Consider the following 19,284-nt stretch of genomic DNA (forward strand, 5'->3'; position numbering starts at 1 on the left):
GATGTCCTCCGGTCAGTGGGGAAGATGGTCGGTGGTGGCGGGTTCGAGACGACGCAGCGTGCGGTGCCAACGGTTCGCGGGAAGGTCGGGGTGCAGCAGGGCGAGGCCGGTGGCGAACTTGGAGATGGGCGCCGGACGGTGGCCTCGCGCCCAGAGAAGGCGATCGACGGTCGAGGGGACGGCGGCCGTCTTCGTCTCGACGATGACGGCACCGGGAGCGCTGCGGCGGTGGCCGGCCACATCGGTCCACTCGAGCTCGGTGTCCAGAGTGGCTCTCGTGCCGTCGCCGGGCAGGTAGAGCGTGGACCGGCGGTAACGGGTGACCAGCACCGGCTGGAGCGTCGCCACGGGGGATGGATCGATCCCCGCGTTCTGCAGCGTGTCGGCGAGGAACTGTTGTCCTGTTGTGGTGACCGTTGACGGCGAATCCGGCTCGCTGTGCTGACGGACCTTGATGCTCGTGCCGCGTGGGCCGCGGGTCTTGACCTCGAGCCAGCACTCTCCGGTGTCGAGGTAGGTGCGGGTGCGGATCTTGAATCGTCGGCGCCTGCGACTGGCGGTGAGAGCGAAGCTGTCGAGTTGGGGTGTGTCGAAGTAGACCGACTCGTAGCCGAAGCAGCGTCGGCCGTCGATCTCCAGTGCGGCAACGTCGGGCGGCAGGTCCGCGATGAGGGCTGTGGCGTCAGCGTGGTGCAGGAGGTATTTCCGGTCCACCCGGGTCAGGCGTGCGGCCTGGGCGTTGACTTCAGCCAGCTCAGCACCGGGGAGCCGGTTCACGGGAAGGTCGGCGGCGCTCATCGCGATGCCTGTCCGGCACCGGTGAGGCTGGAGAGACTCCCGCGGGTGCGCGCGACGGGATCCGGGGTCAGGGTGATGCCCGATGACGCGGGTTCGCGGACGGTAGGGGCGGCGCTCGTGGTCTGGCGAGAGCTGTGCCGCCGGGTGCGCGGGAGGCTGTAGCGGACGTCTACGAGAGTGGTGTCGTTGACCAGGTCGAGGCGTTGGACGCTAGCGGAGTGCACTCGTCCTCCGACCAGCTCGGCGACGTGGGCGGTGAGCTCGTCCTCGTGGCTGATGGCGCGGTCGATCACGATGGTTTGTGAGCGCAGGTTCGGCAGCAGACGAGGGTGGTCACCCAGGTACATCACCAGGACGACCAGCCCCATGAATGCGATGCTGACCGCGGGGGTGGAGACCGCGAGCCCGCCGAGCAGGCCCAGGGCGAGGGCGGAGAAGTAGTAGGCGACCTCCCGCTGGGACAGCTCGGTCGAGCGCAGCCGGATGATGGACAAGACTCCGAAGAGCCCTAGTCCTAGGCCGGCACCAACAGTGCTGGAGGAGAGAGAGGCGGCGACGGCAAGGACCCCGACGTTGACGCCGAGGTAGGCCACAGCGAGGTCACGACGCCGGTGCCGCGGCAGGTAGAGCGCGAAGGTGAGGAGGCCGACCGCGAGGGTGTCAGCCAGGACGAGGGACAGGTTCGGCACGTGAGGCTCCGAGGGGTGCGACGGTGGGGACGTGTCCTAGTCAGCCACCGTCCGCTACGTCAGCCCTGTGACGATCCTGTGTGACGGGTATGAAAGCTGCGGTCGATCGTTCCGTGCACGTGGCAGGAACGACGACGCCCCGGCCTCCACGCGGGAGACCGGGGCGTCCGTGGTGCCCTCGACAGGATTCGAACCTACGACCTTCTGCTCCGGAGGCAGACGCTCTATCCACTGAGCTACGAGGGCGGGACCAGGGCTGACCTGGAACCTGTGCGGGTCGCGGACGCGGCCCAGCACGAGCACCGAGACTACCATCGCGGCGCCCCCGGTGCGCACGCGCGACAGGGCGCGACCGGTCAGCCGCGCAGGGGAGAGAGGTACTCCTCGAGGTAGCCGTAGATCTCCTGCGCGGCGCGGTCCTCGTCGCCGTCGGCGATCGCCTCGACGAGCGCGTCGTGCGTGTGGTCGGGGTGGTCGGTCTCGACGTTCGCGCGGATCGAGTCGCCGATCGCGTCGATGAGGTTCTCGTAGAGGTCGAGCAGCAGCGGGTTGCGTGCGGCGGCGACGATCGCTCGGTGCAGCGCGAGGTCGGTCGTGACCATCGCGTCGATCTCTCGAGCGGCGAACGACTCGCCGCGGCGCTGGTTGAGCGTGCGGATCGTCGCGATGTCGCGCTCGGTGCGGCGCTGCGCGGCGAGGCGGGCGGCCTCGACCTCGAGGCTGCGGCGCACCTCGAGGATGTGCTGCTGGTGGACGTGGGCCATCTGCCGGCCGAGCGCGACGGTGAGCTCGGAGTCGGACAGGACGTAGGTGCCGGATCCCTGGCGGCGGGCGAGGAGCCCCGAGTGCACGAGCGACTGGACGGCCTCGCGGATCGTGTTGCGGCCGACGCCGAGCGTCGCCGCGAGGTCGGTCTCCGTGGGGATCCTGCTTCCGACGGGCCAGGTGCCGTTGACGATCGCGTCCCGCAGGTGGGACACGGTCCGGTCGATCAACCCGGTGCGCGTAGACATGCGAACTGCTCCGTTCTCGGGGTGCTGAGTCACAGTCAACACCGCAGGTACCCGTTCGGCCTAGCCATCAGGCGACACAGCGCTCAAGTCCTCCTCCCCGAGGCCGAAGTAGAGGGTGAGGACAGCAGCCGTCCGACAGGGATGAGGTGGCGAGGTGGTCGTCGCACGCGAGCGTGAGATCTCCCGTGGCCTGGGCCGCGTGGCGCTCTTCCTCGTCGTGCTCGCGCTTCTCGTCTGGTTCGTCTACGCGTGCCTCGCCGTCTTCGGCAGGACGGAAGCCTCGGCCGACGTCGTGACGGGCGCCGAGGTCTCGGTGCCCGGCACGCCGACCGCGAGCGGTGCGAGCGCTCGTACGGAGTCCTTCGCCGGGGGCAGCGTGATGTCCGCGCTCGCAGGGGTCCCCACGGAGGCGGAGCCGAGCGGCGTGCCCCTCACGGGTCAGAGCGCGCTCGAGGCCTCGCTCCCCGCCGAGATCCCGGGCTTCGGTACCGACGGCTTCGTCGCTGTCGCGGCGCCCGACGGCGTCCAGTCCTACCGCGCCGTGTTCGTCCCGCTCGTCGAGGCGGCGAAGGACGAGCCGGTCCGCGTCGAGGTGACGACGTGGCCGACGACGACGGCCGCGCTCAGCGCGGGCGACGACGCGGTGCGTGCCGTCGTCGACCAGGGCGGCAAGCTCCGCAAGGTTCCGCGCGGCCTGCCCGACGACGCGCGCAGGGCGGACGTCGACGGTCGCGCGACGGTCGTGTGGACGCACTTCACGACGACGTTCGTCGTCGTCGGCATGCCGGGCCAGGCGGCGTCGCTCGCTCGCGAGCTCGACCTCGGCTGAGGCCCTCCGCGCGCCGGTAGGATGTCCCGGTGACCCCTCTCGAGCTTTCTCACGCGATCAGTGCTGCCCTGGCCGCGGCCGTCTCCGACGGTTCGCTGGCCCTTCCCGCCGAGGACGTGCCGGAGTCCGTCCACGTCGAGCGACCGCGCCAGCGCGAGCACGGCGACTGGGCGACGAACGTCGCGCTGCAGCTCGCCAAGAAGGCGGGCGTCCCGCCGCGAGCTCTCGCCGAGGACCTGGCGGCGCGCCTCGCGTCGACGCCGGGCATCGCGAAGGTCGACGTCGCGGGTCCGGGCTTCCTGAACATCACGCTCGACGCCGCGGCGGCGGGCGCGCTCGCGCGCACGATCGTCGAGGCGGGCACCGCCTACGGTCGCGGCGACGCCGAGGCGGGGCGCCGCATCAACCTCGAGTTCGTCTCGGCGAACCCGACGGGCCCGATCCACATCGGTGGCGTGCGCTGGGCCGCGGTCGGCGACTCGCTCGCGCGCATCCTCGAGGCCGCGGGCGCCGAGGTGACCCGTGAGTACTACTTCAACGACCATGGCGCGCAGATCGACCGCTTCGCGCGGTCGCTGCTCGCGCGCGCCAAGGGCGAGGAGGCTCCCGAGGACGGCTATGGCGGCCAGTACATCGAGGACATCGCCACGGCGGTCATCGAGGACGCGCTCGCGGCCGGCGACCCGGACCCGCGCACGCTGCCGGACGACGAGGCGCAGGAGGTGTTCCGGGCGCGCGGCGTCGAGCGCATGTTCGCGGAGATCAAGGAGTCGCTGCACGGCTTCGGCGTGGACTTCGACGTGTACTTCCACGAGGACACGCTGCACGAGTCCGGCGCGGTCGACCGCGCGATCGAGCGTCTGCGCGCCGCGGGCCACATCTTCGAGGCCGACGGCGCGACGTGGCTGCGCACGACGACGTTCGGCGACGACAAGGACCGCGTCGTCATCAAGTCGGACGGCGAGGCCGCCTACATCGCGGGCGACATCGCCTACTACCTCGACAAGCGCGAGCGCGGTTTCGACGACGCGATCCTCATGCTCGGGGCGGACCACCACGGCTACGTCTCGCGCATGATGGCCGTCTGCGCGGCGTTCGGTGACGAGCCGGGCCGCAACCTGCAGATCCTCATCGGCCAGCTGGTCAACCTCGTGCGCGACGGCGAGCCCGTGCGCATGTCGAAGCGTGCCGGCACGGTCGTCACGCTCGAGGACCTCGTCGAGGCCGTCGGCGTCGACGCGGCGCGCTACTCGCTCGCCCGCTCGTCGAGCGACTCGACGATCGACCTCGACCTCGGCGTGCTCGCGAGCGCGACGAACGAGAACCCCGTCTACTACGTGCAGTACGCGCACGCGCGCACCGCGAACGTCGCGCGCAACGCGGCCGAGCACGGCGTGCGCCGGGAGGACGGCTTCGACCCGTCGCTCCTGACCCACGAGACCGAGGCGGCCCTGCTGGGCATGCTCACGGACTTCCCGCGCGTCGTCGCGCAGGCCGCTCAGCTGCGCGAGCCGCACCGCGTCGCGCGCTACGCGGAGTCCCTCGCCGGCGCGTACCACAAGTGGTACGGCGAGTGCCGCGTGACGCCGCTCGGCGACGCGCCTGTCGAGGACGTGCACCGCACGCGCCTGTGGCTCAACGACGCCACCCGCCAGGTGCTCGCGAACGCGCTGGGCCTGCTCGGGGTCAGCGCGCCGGAGCGGATGTGAGCGGGGCGCCCGCAGGCGGCGCGGTCCCCGCGTACCCCACGGGCGGCACGACGATCCCGGGCGAGCCGTGGTCGCGCGGCGTCGAGCGCGGGGCCGACGGCGCGGCGCGCGTCGGCGGCGTCGACGTCCGTGACCTCGCGGCGCAGCACGGCACCCCCGCGTACGTCGTCGACGAGCGGGACGTGCGCGAGCGTGCGCGGGCGTACCGCGAGGCGTTCGAGATGGCGTTCGCCGAGATCGGCGCGGGCGTCGACGTCTACTACGCGGGCAAGGCGTTCCTCTCGGTCGGCTTCGCCCGCTGGGTGCACGCCGAGGGCTTGCGCATCGACACCGCCTCGGGCGGCGAGATGGAGACGGCGCTGCGCGCGGGCGTCCCCGGCAGCGACCTGGGACTGCACGGCAACAACAAGTCGGACCTGGAGATCGCCCGCGCCCTCGAGGTGGGTGTCGGCCGGATCATCGTCGACTCGCTCGTCGAGATCGAGCGCGTCGCCGACGCCGCGGCCGCGGCGGGCGTGCGCGCGCCGGTCATGGTGCGCGTGACGACGGGTGTCCACGCGGGCGGGCACGAGTACATCTCGACCGCGCACGAGGACCAGAAGTTCGGCCTCTCGATGGCAGCGGGGGAGGACGGTCAGGACGCACCCGCGATGGTCGCGCTCCTCGCGGTCGTCGCGCGGCCCGAGCTCGACCTGCTCGGCATCCACTCGCACATCGGCTCGCAGATCCTCGACCCGTCGGGCTTCGAGGTCGCTGCCGAGAAGGTGCTCGGCCTGCGTGCCGAGCTCGCGCAGCGCACGGGTGTGCTCGTCCCGGAGATCGACCTCGGTGGCGGCTACGGCATCGCGTACCTCCCGGGCGAGGTCGCTCTCGACCCGGCGCGCATCGCGAAGGACGTCGCAGCGTCGGTCGCGCAGTCCGCGGCGCGCCTGGGCACCCCGCTGCCGCGCTTCTCGATCGAGCCGGGCCGCTCGATCGCGGGCCCTGCGGGCCTGACGCTCTACACGGTCGGCACGGTCAAGCCGGTCCGCACGGACGACGGCGTGCGCACGTACGTGTCGGTCGACGGCGGCATGAGCGACAACATCCGCCCCGCGCTGTACGGCGCGGCGTACCACGCGGAGGTCGTCGGGCGGCTCTCGACCGCGGAGCCGGTGCTCGCTCGCGTCGTCGGCAAGCACTGCGAGTCGGGCGACATCGTCGTCCACGACGTCTACCTCCCGGGCGACGTCGAGGCGGGCGACCTGCTCGCCGTCGCGGCGACGGGAGCGTACGGCCGCTCGATGGCCTCGAACTACAACATGCTCACCCGGCCGCCCGTGGTCGCGGTGCGCGACGGCGCGAGCGGGGTTCTCGTGCGGCGCGAGACGGTCGACGACCTGCTCGCCCTGGACGAGGGCTGAGCACCCGTATCCTGAGACGGTCGACCCCGGCCTGACCGCACGCGGGAGGATCGGGGCGCCGGCGAGGACGTGGACGGCCCGTACGGGCCCGTCACGTCGGCTCTGACGCAGACAGGCAAGACGGTGCGCCCCGGCGGTCGACGGCGCGGCGCACACGGCCGCGCGAGCGCGCGGCACGGACGAAGGGTGTGGTCACGTGGTGGCACCGAAGGAGGCGCTGCGCGTCGGCCTGCTCGGGTGCGGGGTCGTCGGGTCGCAGGTCGCCCGCCTGCTCGTCGAGCAGTCGGAAGACCTCGCGGCGCGCGTCGGCGCACCGCTCGAGCTCGTCGGCATCGCGGTGCGGGACACCTCGAAGGCTCGTGACGGCGTCGACCCGTCGCTCCTGACCGACGACGCCCACGGCCTGGTCGCACGCTGCGACATCGTCGTCGAGGTGCTCGGCGGGATCGAGCCCGCGCGCACGCTCATCCTCGAGTCGTTCGCCGCGGGTGCGAGCGTCGTGACGGCCAACAAGGCGCTCCTCGCGCAGGACGGCCCGACGCTCTACTCGGCAGCCGACGCCGCGGGCGTCGACCTCTACTTCGAGGCAGCCGTCGCGGGCGCGATCCCGCTCGTGCGGCCCATGCGCGAGTCGCTCGCGGGGGACCGCGTCACGCGCGTCCTCGGCATCGTCAACGGCACGACGAACTACATCCTCGACGAGATGACCACGAAGGGTCTCGCTTTCGACGAGGTGCTGCGCACCGCGCAGGAGCTCGGGTACGCCGAGGCTGACCCGACGGCCGACGTCGAGGGCCACGACGCCGCGGCGAAGGCCGCGATCCTCGCGTCGCTCGCGTTCCACACGCGCGTCTCGCTCGACGACGTCGCGTGCGAGGGCATCACCAAGATCTCCGCCGACGACGTCGCGTGGGCCACGGAGACGGGTCACGCCATCAAGCTCCTCGCGATCGCCGAGCTGACCGACGCCGGCGTCTCCGCGCGCGTGCACCCCGCGCTCCTGCCTTCCCGGCACCCGCTCGCGGGTGTCGGCGGCGCGTTCAACGCGGTGTTCGTCGAGGCGGAGGCGGCCGGTCCGCTCATGTTCTACGGCCAGGGCGCCGGCGGCGCCCCGACCGCGTCCGCCGTCATCGGCGACGTCGTCTCCGTCGCGCGCCACCGCGTGCTCGGCGGCAAGGGCCCGGACGAGTCGAGCTACGCCTCCCACCCGCTCGCCCCCGCGGACGCCGCGGTCACGAGCTACCAGTTCCGCCTGCGCGTCGACGACAAGCCGGGCGTGCTCGCGCGCGTCGCCCAGGTCGTCGCGGAGCACAGCGTGTCGATCGAGGCGATGCGCCAGCAGGGCACGCCTGCCGGCGGCGTCGCCAACCTCGTGCTGACGACGCACCGCGCTCCCGAGGCCGCGCTCGCCGCGACGGTCGCCGAGATCGCCGGGCTCGACGTCGTGCAGGAAGTCACCTCCGTTCTGAGAGTCGAGGGAGCCTGATGGCCCACCAGTGGCAGGGAATCATCCGCGAGTACGCCGACCGGCTGCCCGCGCACGTGCAGTCGACGATCGTCACGCTCGGTGAGGGCGGCACGCCGCTCGTCCCCGCGCCGGCGCTCTCCCGCCGCACCGGTGCCGACGTGTACGTGAAGTTCGAGGGCATGAACCCGACGGGCTCTTTCAAGGACCGCGGCATGACGACGGCGATCTCGGCCGCGGCAGGCCGTGGCGCCAAGGCCGTCGTGTGCGCGTCGACGGGTAACACGTCGGCGTCGGCCGCCGCGTACGCGACCGCCGCAGGCATGACGTGCGCCGTGCTCGTGCCGGACGGCAAGATCGCGATGGGCAAGCTCAGCCAGGCGATCGCCCACGGCGCCCGCCTGCTCCAGGTCGACGGCAACTTCGACGACTGCCTCGTCGCCGCCCGCAAGCTCGCCGAGGTGTACCCGGTCGAGCTCGTCAACTCCGTGAACCCCGACCGCATCGAGGGTCAGAAGACCGGCGCGTTCGAGATCGTCGACGCCCTGGGCGACGCCCCCGACATCCACGCGCTGCCGGTCGGCAACGCCGGCAACATCACGGCGTACTGGAAGGGCTTCGTCGAGTACGAGCAGGACGGCCCCGCGACGCGCCGCCCCCAGATGTGGGGCTTCCAGGCCGCAGGTGCCGCGCCGATCGTGGCCGGCCACCCGATCACCGAGCCGGAGACGATCGCGACCGCGATCCGCATCGGCAACCCCGCGTCGTGGCAGCAGGCCGAGGAGGCCCGCGACACGTCCGGCGGCGTCATCGAGGCCGTGACCGACGAGGAGATCCTCGCCGCGCACCGCATCCTGTCCTCCGAGGTCGGCATCTTCGTCGAGCCCGCGTCCGCCGCCGGCGTCGCGGGCGTCCTCAAGCGCGCCGAGGCAGGCCTCGTGCCCGCCGGCGCGCGCATCACGATCACGGTCACGGGCCACGGCCTCAAGGACCCGCAGTGGGCGCTGCGCACCTCCGACGGCTCCGAGATCGAGCCGCAGAAGATCTCCGCGGACGTCGTGTCGATCGCGGCTGCGCTCGGCCTCGACTGAGCCATGCGTCTGGGAGCTGACCACGTCCGGGTGTCCGTGCCCGCGACGAGCGCGAACCTGGGCCCGGGCTTCGACGCGCTCGGCCTCGCCCTCGGGCGGCACGACGTCGTCGAGGTCCGCGCGATCGGTGCCGCCGAGACGGTCGTCGAGGTGATCGGCGAGGGGGCCGGTGAGGTCCCGCTCGGCGAGGACCACCTCGTCGTACGAGCCCTGCGTGCCGCGATCGACCTCGTCGGGGCGCCGCAGACCGGGCTGCACATGGTGTGCCGCAACGAGATCCCGCACGGCCGGGGCATGGGTTCGTCCGCGGCGGCCGTCGTCGCCGGCATCGTCGCGGCGCGCGCCCTCATCGCGGACCCTGACGCCCTCGACGACGACGCGGCGCTCGCGCTCGCCACCGAGTTCGAGGGCCACCCCGACAACGCGGCCCCGGCTCTCGTGGGCGGCGCCACCGTTGCGTGGGAGGGCCGAGAGGGGCCGCGCGCGGCGCGGCTCGAGGTGCACCCCGACGTCGAGCCGTGGGTCTTCGTCCCGACCGTGCGTCTCGCGACCAAGAAGGCGCGCGGCGTCCTGCCGACGCACGTGCCGCACGCGGACGCGGCGTTCAACGCCGGACGCTCCGCACTGCTCGTCGAGGCGCTCACGCGTCGCCCCGACCTGCTGTTCGAGGCGACCGAGGACAAGCTCCACCAGGACTACCGTGCTGACGTCATGGCGAGATCGACCGAGCTGGTGCGCGGCCTGCGGGGCCTCGGTCTGCCAGCCGTCGTCTCTGGTGCAGGTCCGACCGTCCTCGTGCTCGGTCGTGCGAGCGAGGGTGACCGCGTCGCCCGGGCGGTGGCCGAGCTGCTCGGCGGGAGCGACTCCTTCGACGTGCTCACGCCGGGCCTCGACCTCGTCGGCGCCCGTTCCGAGCGCCTCTGAGACACCGGTCGCAGGCTGTGTCTGGGAGCTCAGGTGCGGTGCTACGATTGGCGTGGTTCCCCGCAGCAGAGCGAATCCGCTCTCGCGACGCCGTGAGCATCCCGCGCGTCAGAGCTCTTCTCGACACGTCCGCGGTCGGGGGAATCACACCAGGTCACGTGAGTCAGCCCGCGCACACCCTCGTCGGTGTGGCTCGGGGGCACGCGCGATCGTCGGGAGCCCACCGCAAGATCCAGCGCGGTCCCGGGCCCCGGCTCCACCCGCGGTCGGCCCACGAGCCGTCTCGCACAACCCCCAGGGGAAGGGTCCTTCGTGACTGACACCATCGATGCCCCCACCGGCGCCATCTCCGCGATGCGTCTCCCCGAGCTGCAGGCTGTCGCCGCGCAGCTCGGCGTGAAGGGTACGTCCAAGATGCGCAAGAGCGATCTTGTCGACGCCATCAAGTCCGCGCGCTCCGGTTCGAGCGCACCCCGTGCGGCCGCGAGCTCTCGCAAGAGCGGCTCTGCGGACACGTCCGCGAAGACGCCCGCGGCAGAGCAGCCGCGCGACGTCCGCGGCTCCGACGACCAGCCGCAGGGCGACGACCGTCGCTCGGCGAGCTCGGAGGACGCTGCTCTCGCCCGCGAGGAGGCCGCGCGGAAGCGTGCTGAGGCCCGCCTCGCCGCCAAGGAGCGCCGTCGCGCTGAGCAGGCCGGCCAGGGCGAGCAGGCCTCCGGCCAGCCCGAGGCCAAGGCGCGCGACGCGGTCGCCGCCGACCTCGCCTCGATCGAGCGCGGTCTCGAGCGCGGGCAGCGCTCCCGCCGCGCGGGTCGCGACGCCGGAGCTCCGCAGCAGGACGGCGAGCGCACCGAGAAGAACGGCGGCGACGAGCGTCGTCGCGAGCGCAACGACCGTCAGGACCGCCCGCAGCGCGCCCAGGGTGAGCAGCGCAACCAGCAGCAGGACGACGAGGAGCGCGGCGGCCGACGCCGCCGCGGGCGCGACCGTTACCGCGACCGCGACCGCAAGCGCGGTCGTTCGCGCGGCACCGCCGACCTCGGTGCCGAGGACTTCGAGGTCCACGAGGACGACGTCCTGCTCCCCGTGGCGGGCATCCTCGACATCCGCGACAACTACGCGTCGATCCGCACGACCGGCTACCTGCCGGGCGCGAGCGACGTGTACGTCTCGCTCGCTCAGGTGAAGAAGAACGGCCTGCGCCGTGGTGACGCGATCACCGGCGCCGTCCGCCAGCCGCGCGAGGGCGAGCAGCCGCAGGTCCACACGGCCCGCAGCAAGGCCAACCCGCTCGTCCGCCTCGACACGGTCAACGGCATGTCGCCCGCCGAGGCGATGGACCGTCCGGACTTCACGAAGCTCACGCCCCTGTACCCGCAGGAGCGTCTGCGCCTCGAGAACGTCGGGGCGACCAAGCTCACGCCGCGCGTCATCGACATCGTCGCCCCGATCGGTAAGGGCCAGCGCGGCCTCATCGTCGCGCCCCCGAAAGCGGGCAAGACGATCATCATGCAGCAGATCGCCAACTCCATCACGGCGAACAACCCTGAGGTGCACCTCATGGTCGTGCTCGTCGACGAGCGGCCCGAAGAGGTCACCGACATGGAGCGCACGGTCCAGGGCGAGGTCATCGCCTCGACCTTCGACCGTCCGGCGTCCGACCACACGATCGTCGCGGAGCTCGCGATCGAGCGCGCGAAGCGTCTCGTCGAGCTCGGCCAGGACGTCGTCGTGCTGCTCGACTCGCTGACGCGTCTGTCGCGTGCGTACAACCTCGCGGCGCCCGCCTCGGGCCGCATCCTCTCCGGTGGTGTCGACGCCTCGGCGCTGTACCCGCCCAAGCGGTTCTTCGGCGCGGCGCGCAACATCGAGGACGGCGGCTCGCTCACCATCCTCGCGTCGGCGCTCGTCGAGACCGGCTCGAAGATGGACGAGGTGATCTTCGAGGAGTTCAAGGGCACCGGAAACATGGAGCTGCGCCTGTCCCGCTCGCTCGCGGACAAGCGCATCTTCCCGGCCGTCGACGTCAATGCGTCGGGTACGCGCCGCGAGGAGATCCTCATGGGCGCCGACGAGCTCAAGATCACCTGGAAGCTGCGTCGCGTGCTCGCCGCGCTCGACCAGCAGCAGGCGATCGAGCTGCTCCTCGGCAAGTTCAAGGAGACCAAGTCGAACGTCGAGTTCCTCCTGCAGGTGCAGAAGACGACGCCGACCGGCCCGCACGACGACGAGGCTGGCAAGACGGTCTGACCGTCACGCCCGCGCACGACGCAGCCCCCACGACCTTCTGGTCGCGGGGGCTGCGTCGTCTTTGGGCGAGGGGGTGAAAGTCCAGGTAGATCCCCCGTAGCGGAGGCGGAGGAAAAGGATCCGCTCTAGGGGCTGGGCCGTGTGAGCACGGTGCTCACACCTGAACTCAGGGGAACATATGCGAAAGCTGATCCGGTCCGCATTCGTCGGCGAGTTCGCGCTCGCCGCCATCGGTGTCGCGGGCGCACCAGCCCAGGCAGCAGGCAAGGAGGTGACGACGGCGTGCGCGAACGTCGTCGTCCTCGGTGTGAGGAGGTCGGGCGAACCGACCGCGGCCTCCAAGAACGCTCGCGCCCTCTTCGGGACACGAACGACTGCGGTGGCGAACAAGATCAAGGAAGGACTGGGGGCGAGCACCACGATCAAGTTCGAGGGAATCTCGTACCCGGCTGTGAGCGCGACCGACTTGAAGAGCTACATCGGTTCTGGCGCGAAGGCGAGCAACATGGACAAGTCTGTCGCGAAGGGACGCGACGCACTCATCGCGCGAATCGACCATGACAAGAAGAGCTGTGCGAAGTCGAAGCTGGTCATCATCGGATACTCCCAGGGGGCCTGGGTCGCGCACGACGGGATCGCGAAGTACGGCGAGTCGGCTGGCAAGATCAGCAACGTCGCGGCGATCGTCCTGCTCGCCGACCCTGCCAATGTGGGGTCGAAGTACCAGACCGTGATGGTCAACTCGGACGGCAAGGTCACCGGGGCAGACACGAACCGCAACGGCGTGTGCGACGCTGGCGAATTCTGCGCCTACAAGGACGCGAACCTGAAGAACCTGGTCCTCGAAGTCGCCGCGCCGAAGGGCTACAAGCGGATCGACGTCCCGGACGACCAGGTGTCATCCGTCTGGAACCGCAACGCCCCAACGTTGTCGTGGGGGCGTTCTTGTGCCGTCCGGGGTCAGCGCGGCAGGCCGAGGTAGCCGTGGAGCGTCGTCGCGACCTCGTCCCACGTCCAGTCGCGCGCCACACGCTCTCGCCCCGCTGCGCCCATGCGGCGGGCCTTCTCGGGGTCCGTGAGCAGCTCGACGAGCCGCGCGGCGATGTCGGCGGGGTCGCGCGGATCGACGACGTAGCCCGTCACGCCCTCCTCGATCGCATCGGGCGCACCGCCGGAGCGGCCCACGATGACGGGGAGCGCCGTCGCCGCCCCTTCGAAGAACGCGAGCGGCAGGCCCTCGGGCTCGAGGCCCATGAGTCGGGTGCGCGACGGCATCGCGAAGACGTCCCCGGCGTCGACGTACGGCGGCACGTCGGTCCACGGCAGGGGACCGGTGAAGATGACCGAGTCCGCGACGTCGTGCCGGACGACGAGCTTGTCGAGGCGCTTGCGGGCGGAGCCGTCGCCGACGATCAGGAGGATCGCACCCGGCACCTCGGCGCGCACGCGCGGCCAGGCGGTGATGAGCATGTCCTGGCCCTTGCGCGCGACGACGCGCGCCGCGCACACGACGACGGGAGCGTCGGCTGCGATGCCGAGCCTCGCTCGCACGGCGTCGCCCCCGTTGTCGGGCTTGAAGCGGGTGACGTCGGCGCCCGGGTGGAGGCGGCGCATACGCTCGCGCGCGGCGGGCGTCATGGGCCGGGCGATGATGTCACGGCACCAGTCGTTGATGAACGTCACGTGGTCGGTCGCCTCGCCCGCGGTGCGGATGACGCGGCGGACGCCGGGCACGCGCGCCCACCACGTCTCAGCAGAGTGGGTGATGCCGACGATCTTCTGCGCGCCTGCGGAGCGCAGGGCAGGGGCGAGGAGCGCGAGCGGGGCGGACGCCCCGAAGACGACGCGGTCGCAGTCGTAGCGGCGGAACGTCTCGAGAACCTCGCGGCGCACGCGCCGGGACGGCAGGAGCGTCGTCCGCCGGTCGCGGACGACGGGGTAGGGGAGCGTCGCGTCGAGCTCTGCTGCCCCGGGCATCGACGCGGTGTGCACGACGACCTCGTCGGCAGGGAAGCGGGCGGCGACCGCGCTGACGAAGGCCTCGATCCCTCCCTGCCGTGGCGGGAAGTCGTTCGTGACGATCAGGGTGCGGGGCACCGTTCCTCCTGGGGATCTACCTGCCGGGTCGCGGGCGTGCCCATCGTAGCGGCGCCGCCACCCGGGCCAGCGCTCCGCCGTGAGGAGCGCCACGCCCTCAGCCTGGTCACACGGGCTTGACGGGCGTGGCAGAATAGACCGCTGGTATCCGGTTCACGGCCGCGGAACGTGGGCGACCCGGGTCCGTTCCCCACAAGGAGAATCATGAAGAAGGACATCCACCCCGAGTACGTCGAGACCACGGTCACGTGCACGTGCGGCAACTCGTTCAAGACCCGTTCCACGCAGACCTCCGGTGAGATCCGTGCGGACGTGTGCAGCGCCTGCCACCCGTTCTACACGGGCAAGCAGAAGATCCTCGACACCGGCGGCCGCGTCGCCCGCTTCGAGGCTCGCTACGGCAAGAAGGCTGCCAACTAGCGACTTCACAGCGCCGGCGGAACCGTGCCGACAACCTCTCCAGGGGCAGTCGGGGAAGCGGTCCCGCCGGCGCTGTCGTGTCTCCAGCGTGCCGCGGCGCGCTGGTCACTGAGCAGACCCGGCCCCAGCGCACCGAAGGACCCCCGATGAGCAAGCCCGACGACGTCACCGAGAGCTTTGCCGCGGTCGAGCCGATGCTCGCCGAGCACGCGCAGATCGAGGAGCAGCTGGCCGACCCGGGCATCCATGCGGACGCGGGCAAGGCCCGCACGCTGGGCCGCCGCTACGCGGAGCTCGGCCAGGTCGTCGGCGCGTACCGCGCCTGGCGCGCGGCGGCCGACGACGTCGAGGCGGCGCGTGAGATGGCGTCGGAGGACGCGTCGTTCGCCGCCGAGGTCCCGGCTCTCGAGGAGACCGAGTCGGCCGCGCGCGAGAAGCTGCGCCGCGTCCTCGTGCCGCGCGACCCCGACGACGGCCGCGACGTCATCCTCGAGATCAAGGCGGGGGAGGGCGGCGAGGAGTCCGCGCTGTTCGCGGGCGACCTCCTGCGCATGTACCTGCGCTTCGCGGAGCGCCAGGGCTGGAAGACCGAGATCATCGAGGCCACCGCCTCCGACCTCGGGGGCTACAAGGACGTCCAGGTCGCCGTGAAGTCGAAGGGCGCCGTCGCGCCCGAGGACGGCGTGTGGGCCCAGCTCAAGTACGAGGGCGGCGTCCACCGGGTCCAGCGCGTCCCTGTGACCGAGTCGCAGGGCCGCATCCACACCTCCGCCGCGGGCGTGCTCGTGTTCCCCGAGGTCGAGGACGCGGGTGAGATCGTCATCGACCCGAACGACCTGCGCATCGACGTCTACCGGTCGTCCGGCCCGGGCGGCCAGTCCGTCAACACGACCGACTCGGCCGTGCGCATCACGCACGTGCCCACGGGGATCGTCGTGTCGATGCAGAACGAGAAGTCGCAGCTGCAGAACCGGGAACAGGCGATGCGCGTCCTGCGCGCGCGGCTCCTCGCCGCACAGCAGGAGGAGGCGGCCGCGGCGGCCAACGACATCCGCCGCTCGCAGGTCCGTACGGTCGACCGCTCCGAGCGCATCCGCACCTACAACTTCCCGGAGAACCGCATCGCGGACCACCGCACCGGGTACAAGGCGTACAACCTCGACGCGGTGCTCGACGGCGACCTCGGCCCCGTCGTGCGGTCCGCGATCGAGGCGGACGAGGCTGCGCGCCTCGCCTCGGCGGGCAGCTGATGTCCGACGGCGTCGCGGCGCGCGAGCTCCTCGCCCGCACGTCCGCGACCCTCTCGGACGCGGGCGTGCCGTCGCCGCGCGCGGACGCCGAGCTGCTCCTCGCGCACGCGTGGGGCGTCGACCGTGGCGCGGTCGCGACCGCGGTCGTCCTCGGCCGCGAGGTCCCGGGCGAGGTCGTCGCGTCTCTGGGGGAGGCCGTCGCGCGACGCTCGCGACGCGAGCCGCTCCAGCACATCGTCGGCACCGCGCCGTTCCGCCACCTCGAGCTCGCCGTCGGGCCGGGCGTGTTCGTGCCCCGCCCGGAGACCGAGGAGGTCGCGCAGGTCGCGATCGACGCGGCGCGCCGTGCGGCTGCCGACGGGGGGCGCCCGGTCGTCGTGGACCTGTGCACCGGGTCGGGCGCGATCGCTCTCGCGGTCGCGACGGAGGTGCCCGAGGCCCGAGTCCACGCCGTCGAGCTCGACGCCGAGGCATACGCGTGGGCTGAGCGCAACGTCCGCGCCGTCACGGGCGGCTCCGGGCGTGCTGCTCTCGTGAACCTCGTGCGCGCCGACGCGCGCACCGCGCTCCACGAGCTCGACGGGACGTGCGACGTCGTCGTCTCCAACCCGCCGTACGTCCCGCCGGGTGCCGTGCCCGTCGACCCCGAGGTCGCCGACCACGACCCGCAGGTGGCGCTCTACGGCCTCGGCCCGGACGGGCTCGAGGTGCCGCGCGGCATCGCCGCCGCGGCCGCGCGGCTCCTGCGCGCCGGTGGCCTGTTCGTCATGGAGCACGCCGAGGTGCAGGCCGAGGCCGCGCGCGCACTGCTCGAGGCGACCGGCTGCTTCGCCGACGTCGCGACCCGGGCCGACCTGACCGGGCGCCCCCGCATGGTGGTCGGCCGCCGCGCGGCCCGCGACGTGGCAGTATCGACGTCGTGAACGCGATCCTGAAGGTCGACGATCCGCAGTCCTGGGGACCGTCGCTCGACGAGGCCGTCGCAGCGCTGCAGCGCGGCGCCGTCGTCGTCCTGCCCACCGACACCGTCTACGGCATCGGCGCCGACGCCTTCGACGCCGACGCGGTCGCCGCGCTCCTCGCGGCCAAGGGCCGCGGCCGGCAGATGCCGCCACCCGTCCTCGTGCCGGACGTCCGTACCCTCGACGGTCTCGCGACCGACGTGACCGACGACGTCCGCGCGCTCGTCGAGCGCTTCTGGCCGGGCGGGCTCACCGTGATCCTCACGGCGCAGCCGATGCTCGCCTGGGACCTCGGCGAGACGCACGGCACCGTCGCGCTGCGCATGCCTGACCACCCTGCCGCGCTCGCGCTGCTGCGCCGCACGGGTCCGCTCGCCGTCTCGAGCGCGAACCGCACGGGCCAGCCAGCCGCGATGACCGCCCAGGAGGCGCACGACCAGCTCGGCGACTCCGTGCAGGTCTACCTCGACGGCGGTGCGGCTCCCGGCGGTGTGGCGTCGACGATCGTCGACGCGACCGGGCCGCGCATGCGAGTCGTGCGGGCGGGCGCGATCGGCGTCGCCGACCTGCGCGAGATCGTCCCCAGCATCCTCGACGTCGGGGAGGACGACGGCGCAGCAGGGTCCGACGGCGACGCGGGACCCGGCGACGCGGCGGGCAGCGCGTGAGGGTCTACCTCCTCGTCGCACTCGTCGCCGCGTGCGTCACCCTCCTCACCACGCCGCTCGCCCGCTGGGTCGCGATGCGCACCGGCGCGATGACCGCTGTGCGGGCGCGCGACGTCCACCAGATCCCGACGCCCCGGCTCGGCGGTATCGCCATGCTGCTCGGCCTCTGGGCGGCGTTCGTCCTCGCGTCCCGGATGCCATTCCTCGAACGAGTCTTCACCGCCTCGAACGAGGCGTGGGCGATCCTCCTGGGCGCGACGATCGTCTGCCTCCTCGGGGTCGCCGACGACATCTGGGACCTCGACTGGATGACCAAGCTCGCGGGGCAGGTCCTCGCGGCCGGCGTCATGGCGTGGCAGGGCGTCCAGCTCATCACCGTACCGATCGCGGGCGTGACGATCGGCTCGAGCCGGCTGTCCCTGTTCGCGACCGTGCTCGTCGTCGTCGTCGCGATGAACGCGGTCAACTTCGTCGACGGGCTCGACGGACTCGCCGCGGGGCTCATCGCGATCGGCGGGACGGCGTTCTTCGGGTACACGTACCTCCTCACGCAGGACACGAACCCGACCGACTACTCGGACCTCGCGAGCCTCGCGACGGTCGCGCTCGTCGGCGTCTGCCTCGGGTTCCTGCCGCACAACTTCCACCCGTCGCGGATCTTCATGGGTGACTCCGGCTCGATGCTCATCGGCCTCGTCATCGCGGCGGCCGCGATCGTCGTCACGGGCCGCATCGACCCGGCCCGCCTGTCCGAGGGCCAGGCCGTGCCGGCGTTCCTGCCGATCCTGCTGCCGCTCGCGGTGCTCGTGCTCCCGCTGCTCGACATGATGCTCGCCGTCGTGCGCCGCGTCAGCCAGGGCAAGTCGCCGTTCCATCCCGACCGCATGCACCTGCACCACCGGCTGCTCGCGCTCGGGCACACGCACCGCCGTGCGGTGGTGCTCATGTACCTGTGGACCGCGGTCTTCGCGTTCGGAGCCGCGTCCCTCATTACGTTCACTGTGGCGCAGGCCGCCGTGGGGCTGGGAGTGGGGGCGCTCGTCGCGCTCGCGCTGACGCTCGGGCCCCTGCGCCCGCAGCGGTCCCGACCCGCACCGCCCGACACCGTCCCCGAGGAGAACCATGTCGCCTGAGCCCGCCCCGTCCTCCGCCGTGCGCACCGCGTTCGGCGCCGTGCTGCGCGACGTCGTGGTCTTCGTCGGGTCCCTCACGGTCCTCGGCGCGCTCGTCGGGTTCCTCGTGCGCGGCACCGAGGGGCTGTGGGGCGCGCTCATCGGCGCGGCGATCGCGGCGCTGTTCTCGCTGACGACCGCGGTGATCATGTATGCCACCGCGGACAAGCCGATCCACGTGACGACGGCGTCGGCCGCGGGGGCGTGGCTCGGCAAGATGATCGTCCTCGTCGTCGTGCTCGTCGTTCTCAAGGACCAGGAGTTCTACGACAAGGTCGTGCTGTTCGTCGTGCTGACGCTCGCGATCCTCGGGTCTCTCGTCGTCGAGATGCGCGGTCTTGCTGCGGCGCGTGTGCCGCACGTCGAGCCAGGGGAGGACCCGGGCGCAAGCGCCTGACCTGGGGGCGCGCGGGGCTCTGCTGCGCCCTGGAGGGCCGTGGGACCTACGTCCCGAATCGCCCTGGCGAGGATGCCTGCGAAAAATGTCGTCCACGTCACACTGCAGCCCGGACTTACGGCCCTGGGACACCAGGCGATGGGTTAG

Annotated in this window: 18 protein-coding genes and 1 tRNA gene; 14 read left to right on the forward strand and 5 right to left on the reverse strand. The window is 72.1% G+C overall.

Annotation, left to right across the window (positions count from 1 at the left end; all coding sequences use genetic code 11):
- Positions 1-12 precede the first annotated feature (12 nt).
- The 4 genes from ATL41_RS12015 to ATL41_RS12030 all read right to left on the reverse strand — a co-directional run bounded on the left by ATL41_RS12015 (position 13) and on the right by ATL41_RS12030 (position 2,500).
- Positions 13-798, reverse strand: coding sequence for a polyphosphate polymerase domain-containing protein (locus tag ATL41_RS12015; protein ID WP_098458681.1), 786 nt, complete (start codon positions 796-798; stop codon positions 13-15).
- The gene (locus tag ATL41_RS12020) at positions 795-1,487 is read right to left on the reverse strand and encodes a DUF4956 domain-containing protein (protein ID WP_098458682.1); all 693 of its coding nucleotides are present in this window, start codon (positions 1,485-1,487) and stop codon (positions 795-797) included. The genes ATL41_RS12015 and ATL41_RS12020 overlap by 4 nt, the downstream gene beginning before the upstream one ends.
- A 170-nt stretch (positions 1,488-1,657) precedes the next feature.
- A tRNA-Arg gene (locus ATL41_RS12025) sits at positions 1,658-1,733 on the reverse strand.
- A 110-nt stretch (positions 1,734-1,843) separates the two neighbouring features.
- Complete coding sequence (locus ATL41_RS12030; protein WP_098458683.1) at positions 1,844-2,500, reverse strand: FadR/GntR family transcriptional regulator; 657 nt, start codon at positions 2,498-2,500, stop codon at positions 1,844-1,846.
- A gap of 154 nt (positions 2,501-2,654) precedes the next feature.
- On the opposite strand from ATL41_RS12030, the gene ATL41_RS12035 reads away from it, so the two are divergent.
- The 8 genes from ATL41_RS12035 to ATL41_RS12070 all read left to right on the forward strand — a co-directional run bounded on the left by ATL41_RS12035 (position 2,655) and on the right by ATL41_RS12070 (position 13,153).
- Positions 2,655-3,329: a hypothetical protein gene (locus ATL41_RS12035; RefSeq protein ID WP_098458684.1), complete on the forward strand. Its 675-nt coding sequence runs from the start codon at positions 2,655-2,657 to the stop codon at positions 3,327-3,329.
- Positions 3,330-3,358: 29 nt separating this feature from the next.
- Positions 3,359-5,038 carry an arginine--tRNA ligase gene (gene argS, locus ATL41_RS12040; RefSeq protein WP_098458685.1) on the forward strand — a complete coding sequence of 560 codons (1,680 nt, stop codon included), beginning with the start codon at positions 3,359-3,361 and terminating at the stop codon, positions 5,036-5,038.
- Positions 5,035-6,441: a diaminopimelate decarboxylase gene (gene lysA / locus ATL41_RS12045; RefSeq protein ID WP_169924564.1), complete on the forward strand. Its 1,407-nt coding sequence runs from the start codon at positions 5,035-5,037 to the stop codon at positions 6,439-6,441. The genes argS and lysA overlap by 4 nt, the downstream gene beginning before the upstream one ends.
- Positions 6,442-6,637: 196 nt before the next feature.
- Positions 6,638-7,927 (forward strand): homoserine dehydrogenase, encoded by a 1,290-nt coding sequence (locus ATL41_RS12050; protein WP_098458686.1) that lies wholly within the window; start codon positions 6,638-6,640, stop codon positions 7,925-7,927.
- Positions 7,927-8,997 carry a threonine synthase gene (gene thrC, locus ATL41_RS12055; protein WP_098458687.1) on the forward strand — a complete coding sequence of 357 codons (1,071 nt, stop codon included), beginning with the start codon at positions 7,927-7,929 and terminating at the stop codon, positions 8,995-8,997. Before ATL41_RS12050 ends, thrC begins: the two co-directional genes overlap by 1 nt.
- A 3-nt stretch (positions 8,998-9,000) precedes the next feature.
- Complete coding sequence (gene thrB / locus ATL41_RS12060) at positions 9,001-9,921, forward strand: homoserine kinase (RefSeq protein WP_098458688.1); 921 nt, start codon at positions 9,001-9,003, stop codon at positions 9,919-9,921.
- A 354-nt stretch (positions 9,922-10,275) separates the two neighbouring features.
- Entirely contained in the window at positions 10,276-12,171 is a 1,896-nt protein-coding gene (gene rho, locus ATL41_RS12065; RefSeq protein ID WP_219810424.1) for a transcription termination factor Rho, read from the forward strand.
- Between the two features lie 178 nt (positions 12,172-12,349).
- Positions 12,350-13,153: a cutinase family protein gene (locus tag ATL41_RS12070; protein ID WP_098458690.1), complete on the forward strand. Its 804-nt coding sequence runs from the start codon at positions 12,350-12,352 to the stop codon at positions 13,151-13,153.
- Here the strand turns inward: ATL41_RS12070 and ATL41_RS12075 are convergent.
- On the reverse strand, positions 13,132-14,268 hold the full coding sequence (locus ATL41_RS12075; RefSeq protein WP_098458691.1) for a glycosyltransferase family 4 protein: 1,137 nt from the start codon (positions 14,266-14,268) through the stop codon (positions 13,132-13,134). The genes ATL41_RS12070 and ATL41_RS12075 overlap by 22 nt on opposite strands.
- A gap of 204 nt (positions 14,269-14,472) precedes the next feature.
- Between ATL41_RS12075 and rpmE the strand changes: the two genes are divergently transcribed.
- From rpmE to ATL41_RS12105, 6 genes are all read left to right on the forward strand, one after another.
- The gene (rpmE, locus tag ATL41_RS12080; RefSeq protein WP_098458692.1) at positions 14,473-14,688 is read left to right on the forward strand and encodes a 50S ribosomal protein L31; all 216 of its coding nucleotides are present in this window, start codon (positions 14,473-14,475) and stop codon (positions 14,686-14,688) included.
- Positions 14,689-14,834: 146 nt separating this feature from the next.
- Positions 14,835-15,938 carry a peptide chain release factor 1 gene (gene prfA / locus ATL41_RS12085; RefSeq protein ID WP_098458693.1) on the forward strand — a complete coding sequence of 368 codons (1,104 nt, stop codon included), beginning with the start codon at positions 14,835-14,837 and terminating at the stop codon, positions 15,936-15,938.
- Positions 15,938-16,861: a peptide chain release factor N(5)-glutamine methyltransferase gene (prmC, locus tag ATL41_RS12090; protein WP_098458694.1), complete on the forward strand. Its 924-nt coding sequence runs from the start codon at positions 15,938-15,940 to the stop codon at positions 16,859-16,861. The genes prfA and prmC overlap by 1 nt, the downstream gene beginning before the upstream one ends.
- Before the next feature lie 5 nt (positions 16,862-16,866).
- Positions 16,867-17,568, forward strand: a complete 702-nt coding sequence (locus ATL41_RS12095; RefSeq protein ID WP_098459091.1) for an L-threonylcarbamoyladenylate synthase — start codon at positions 16,867-16,869, stop codon at positions 17,566-17,568.
- Positions 17,565-18,701, forward strand: coding sequence for an MraY family glycosyltransferase (locus tag ATL41_RS12100; protein ID WP_098458695.1), 1,137 nt, complete (start codon positions 17,565-17,567; stop codon positions 18,699-18,701). Before ATL41_RS12095 ends, ATL41_RS12100 begins: the two co-directional genes overlap by 4 nt.
- Positions 18,691-19,137 carry a Cg1360 family ATP-synthase-associated protein gene (locus ATL41_RS12105; protein ID WP_098458696.1) on the forward strand — a complete coding sequence of 149 codons (447 nt, stop codon included), beginning with the start codon at positions 18,691-18,693 and terminating at the stop codon, positions 19,135-19,137. Before ATL41_RS12100 ends, ATL41_RS12105 begins: the two co-directional genes overlap by 11 nt.
- Positions 19,138-19,284 lie beyond the last annotated feature (147 nt).

This window comes from Flavimobilis soli (genome assembly GCF_002564025.1).
Lineage (GTDB): Bacteria > Actinomycetota > Actinomycetes > Actinomycetales > Cellulomonadaceae > Flavimobilis > Flavimobilis soli.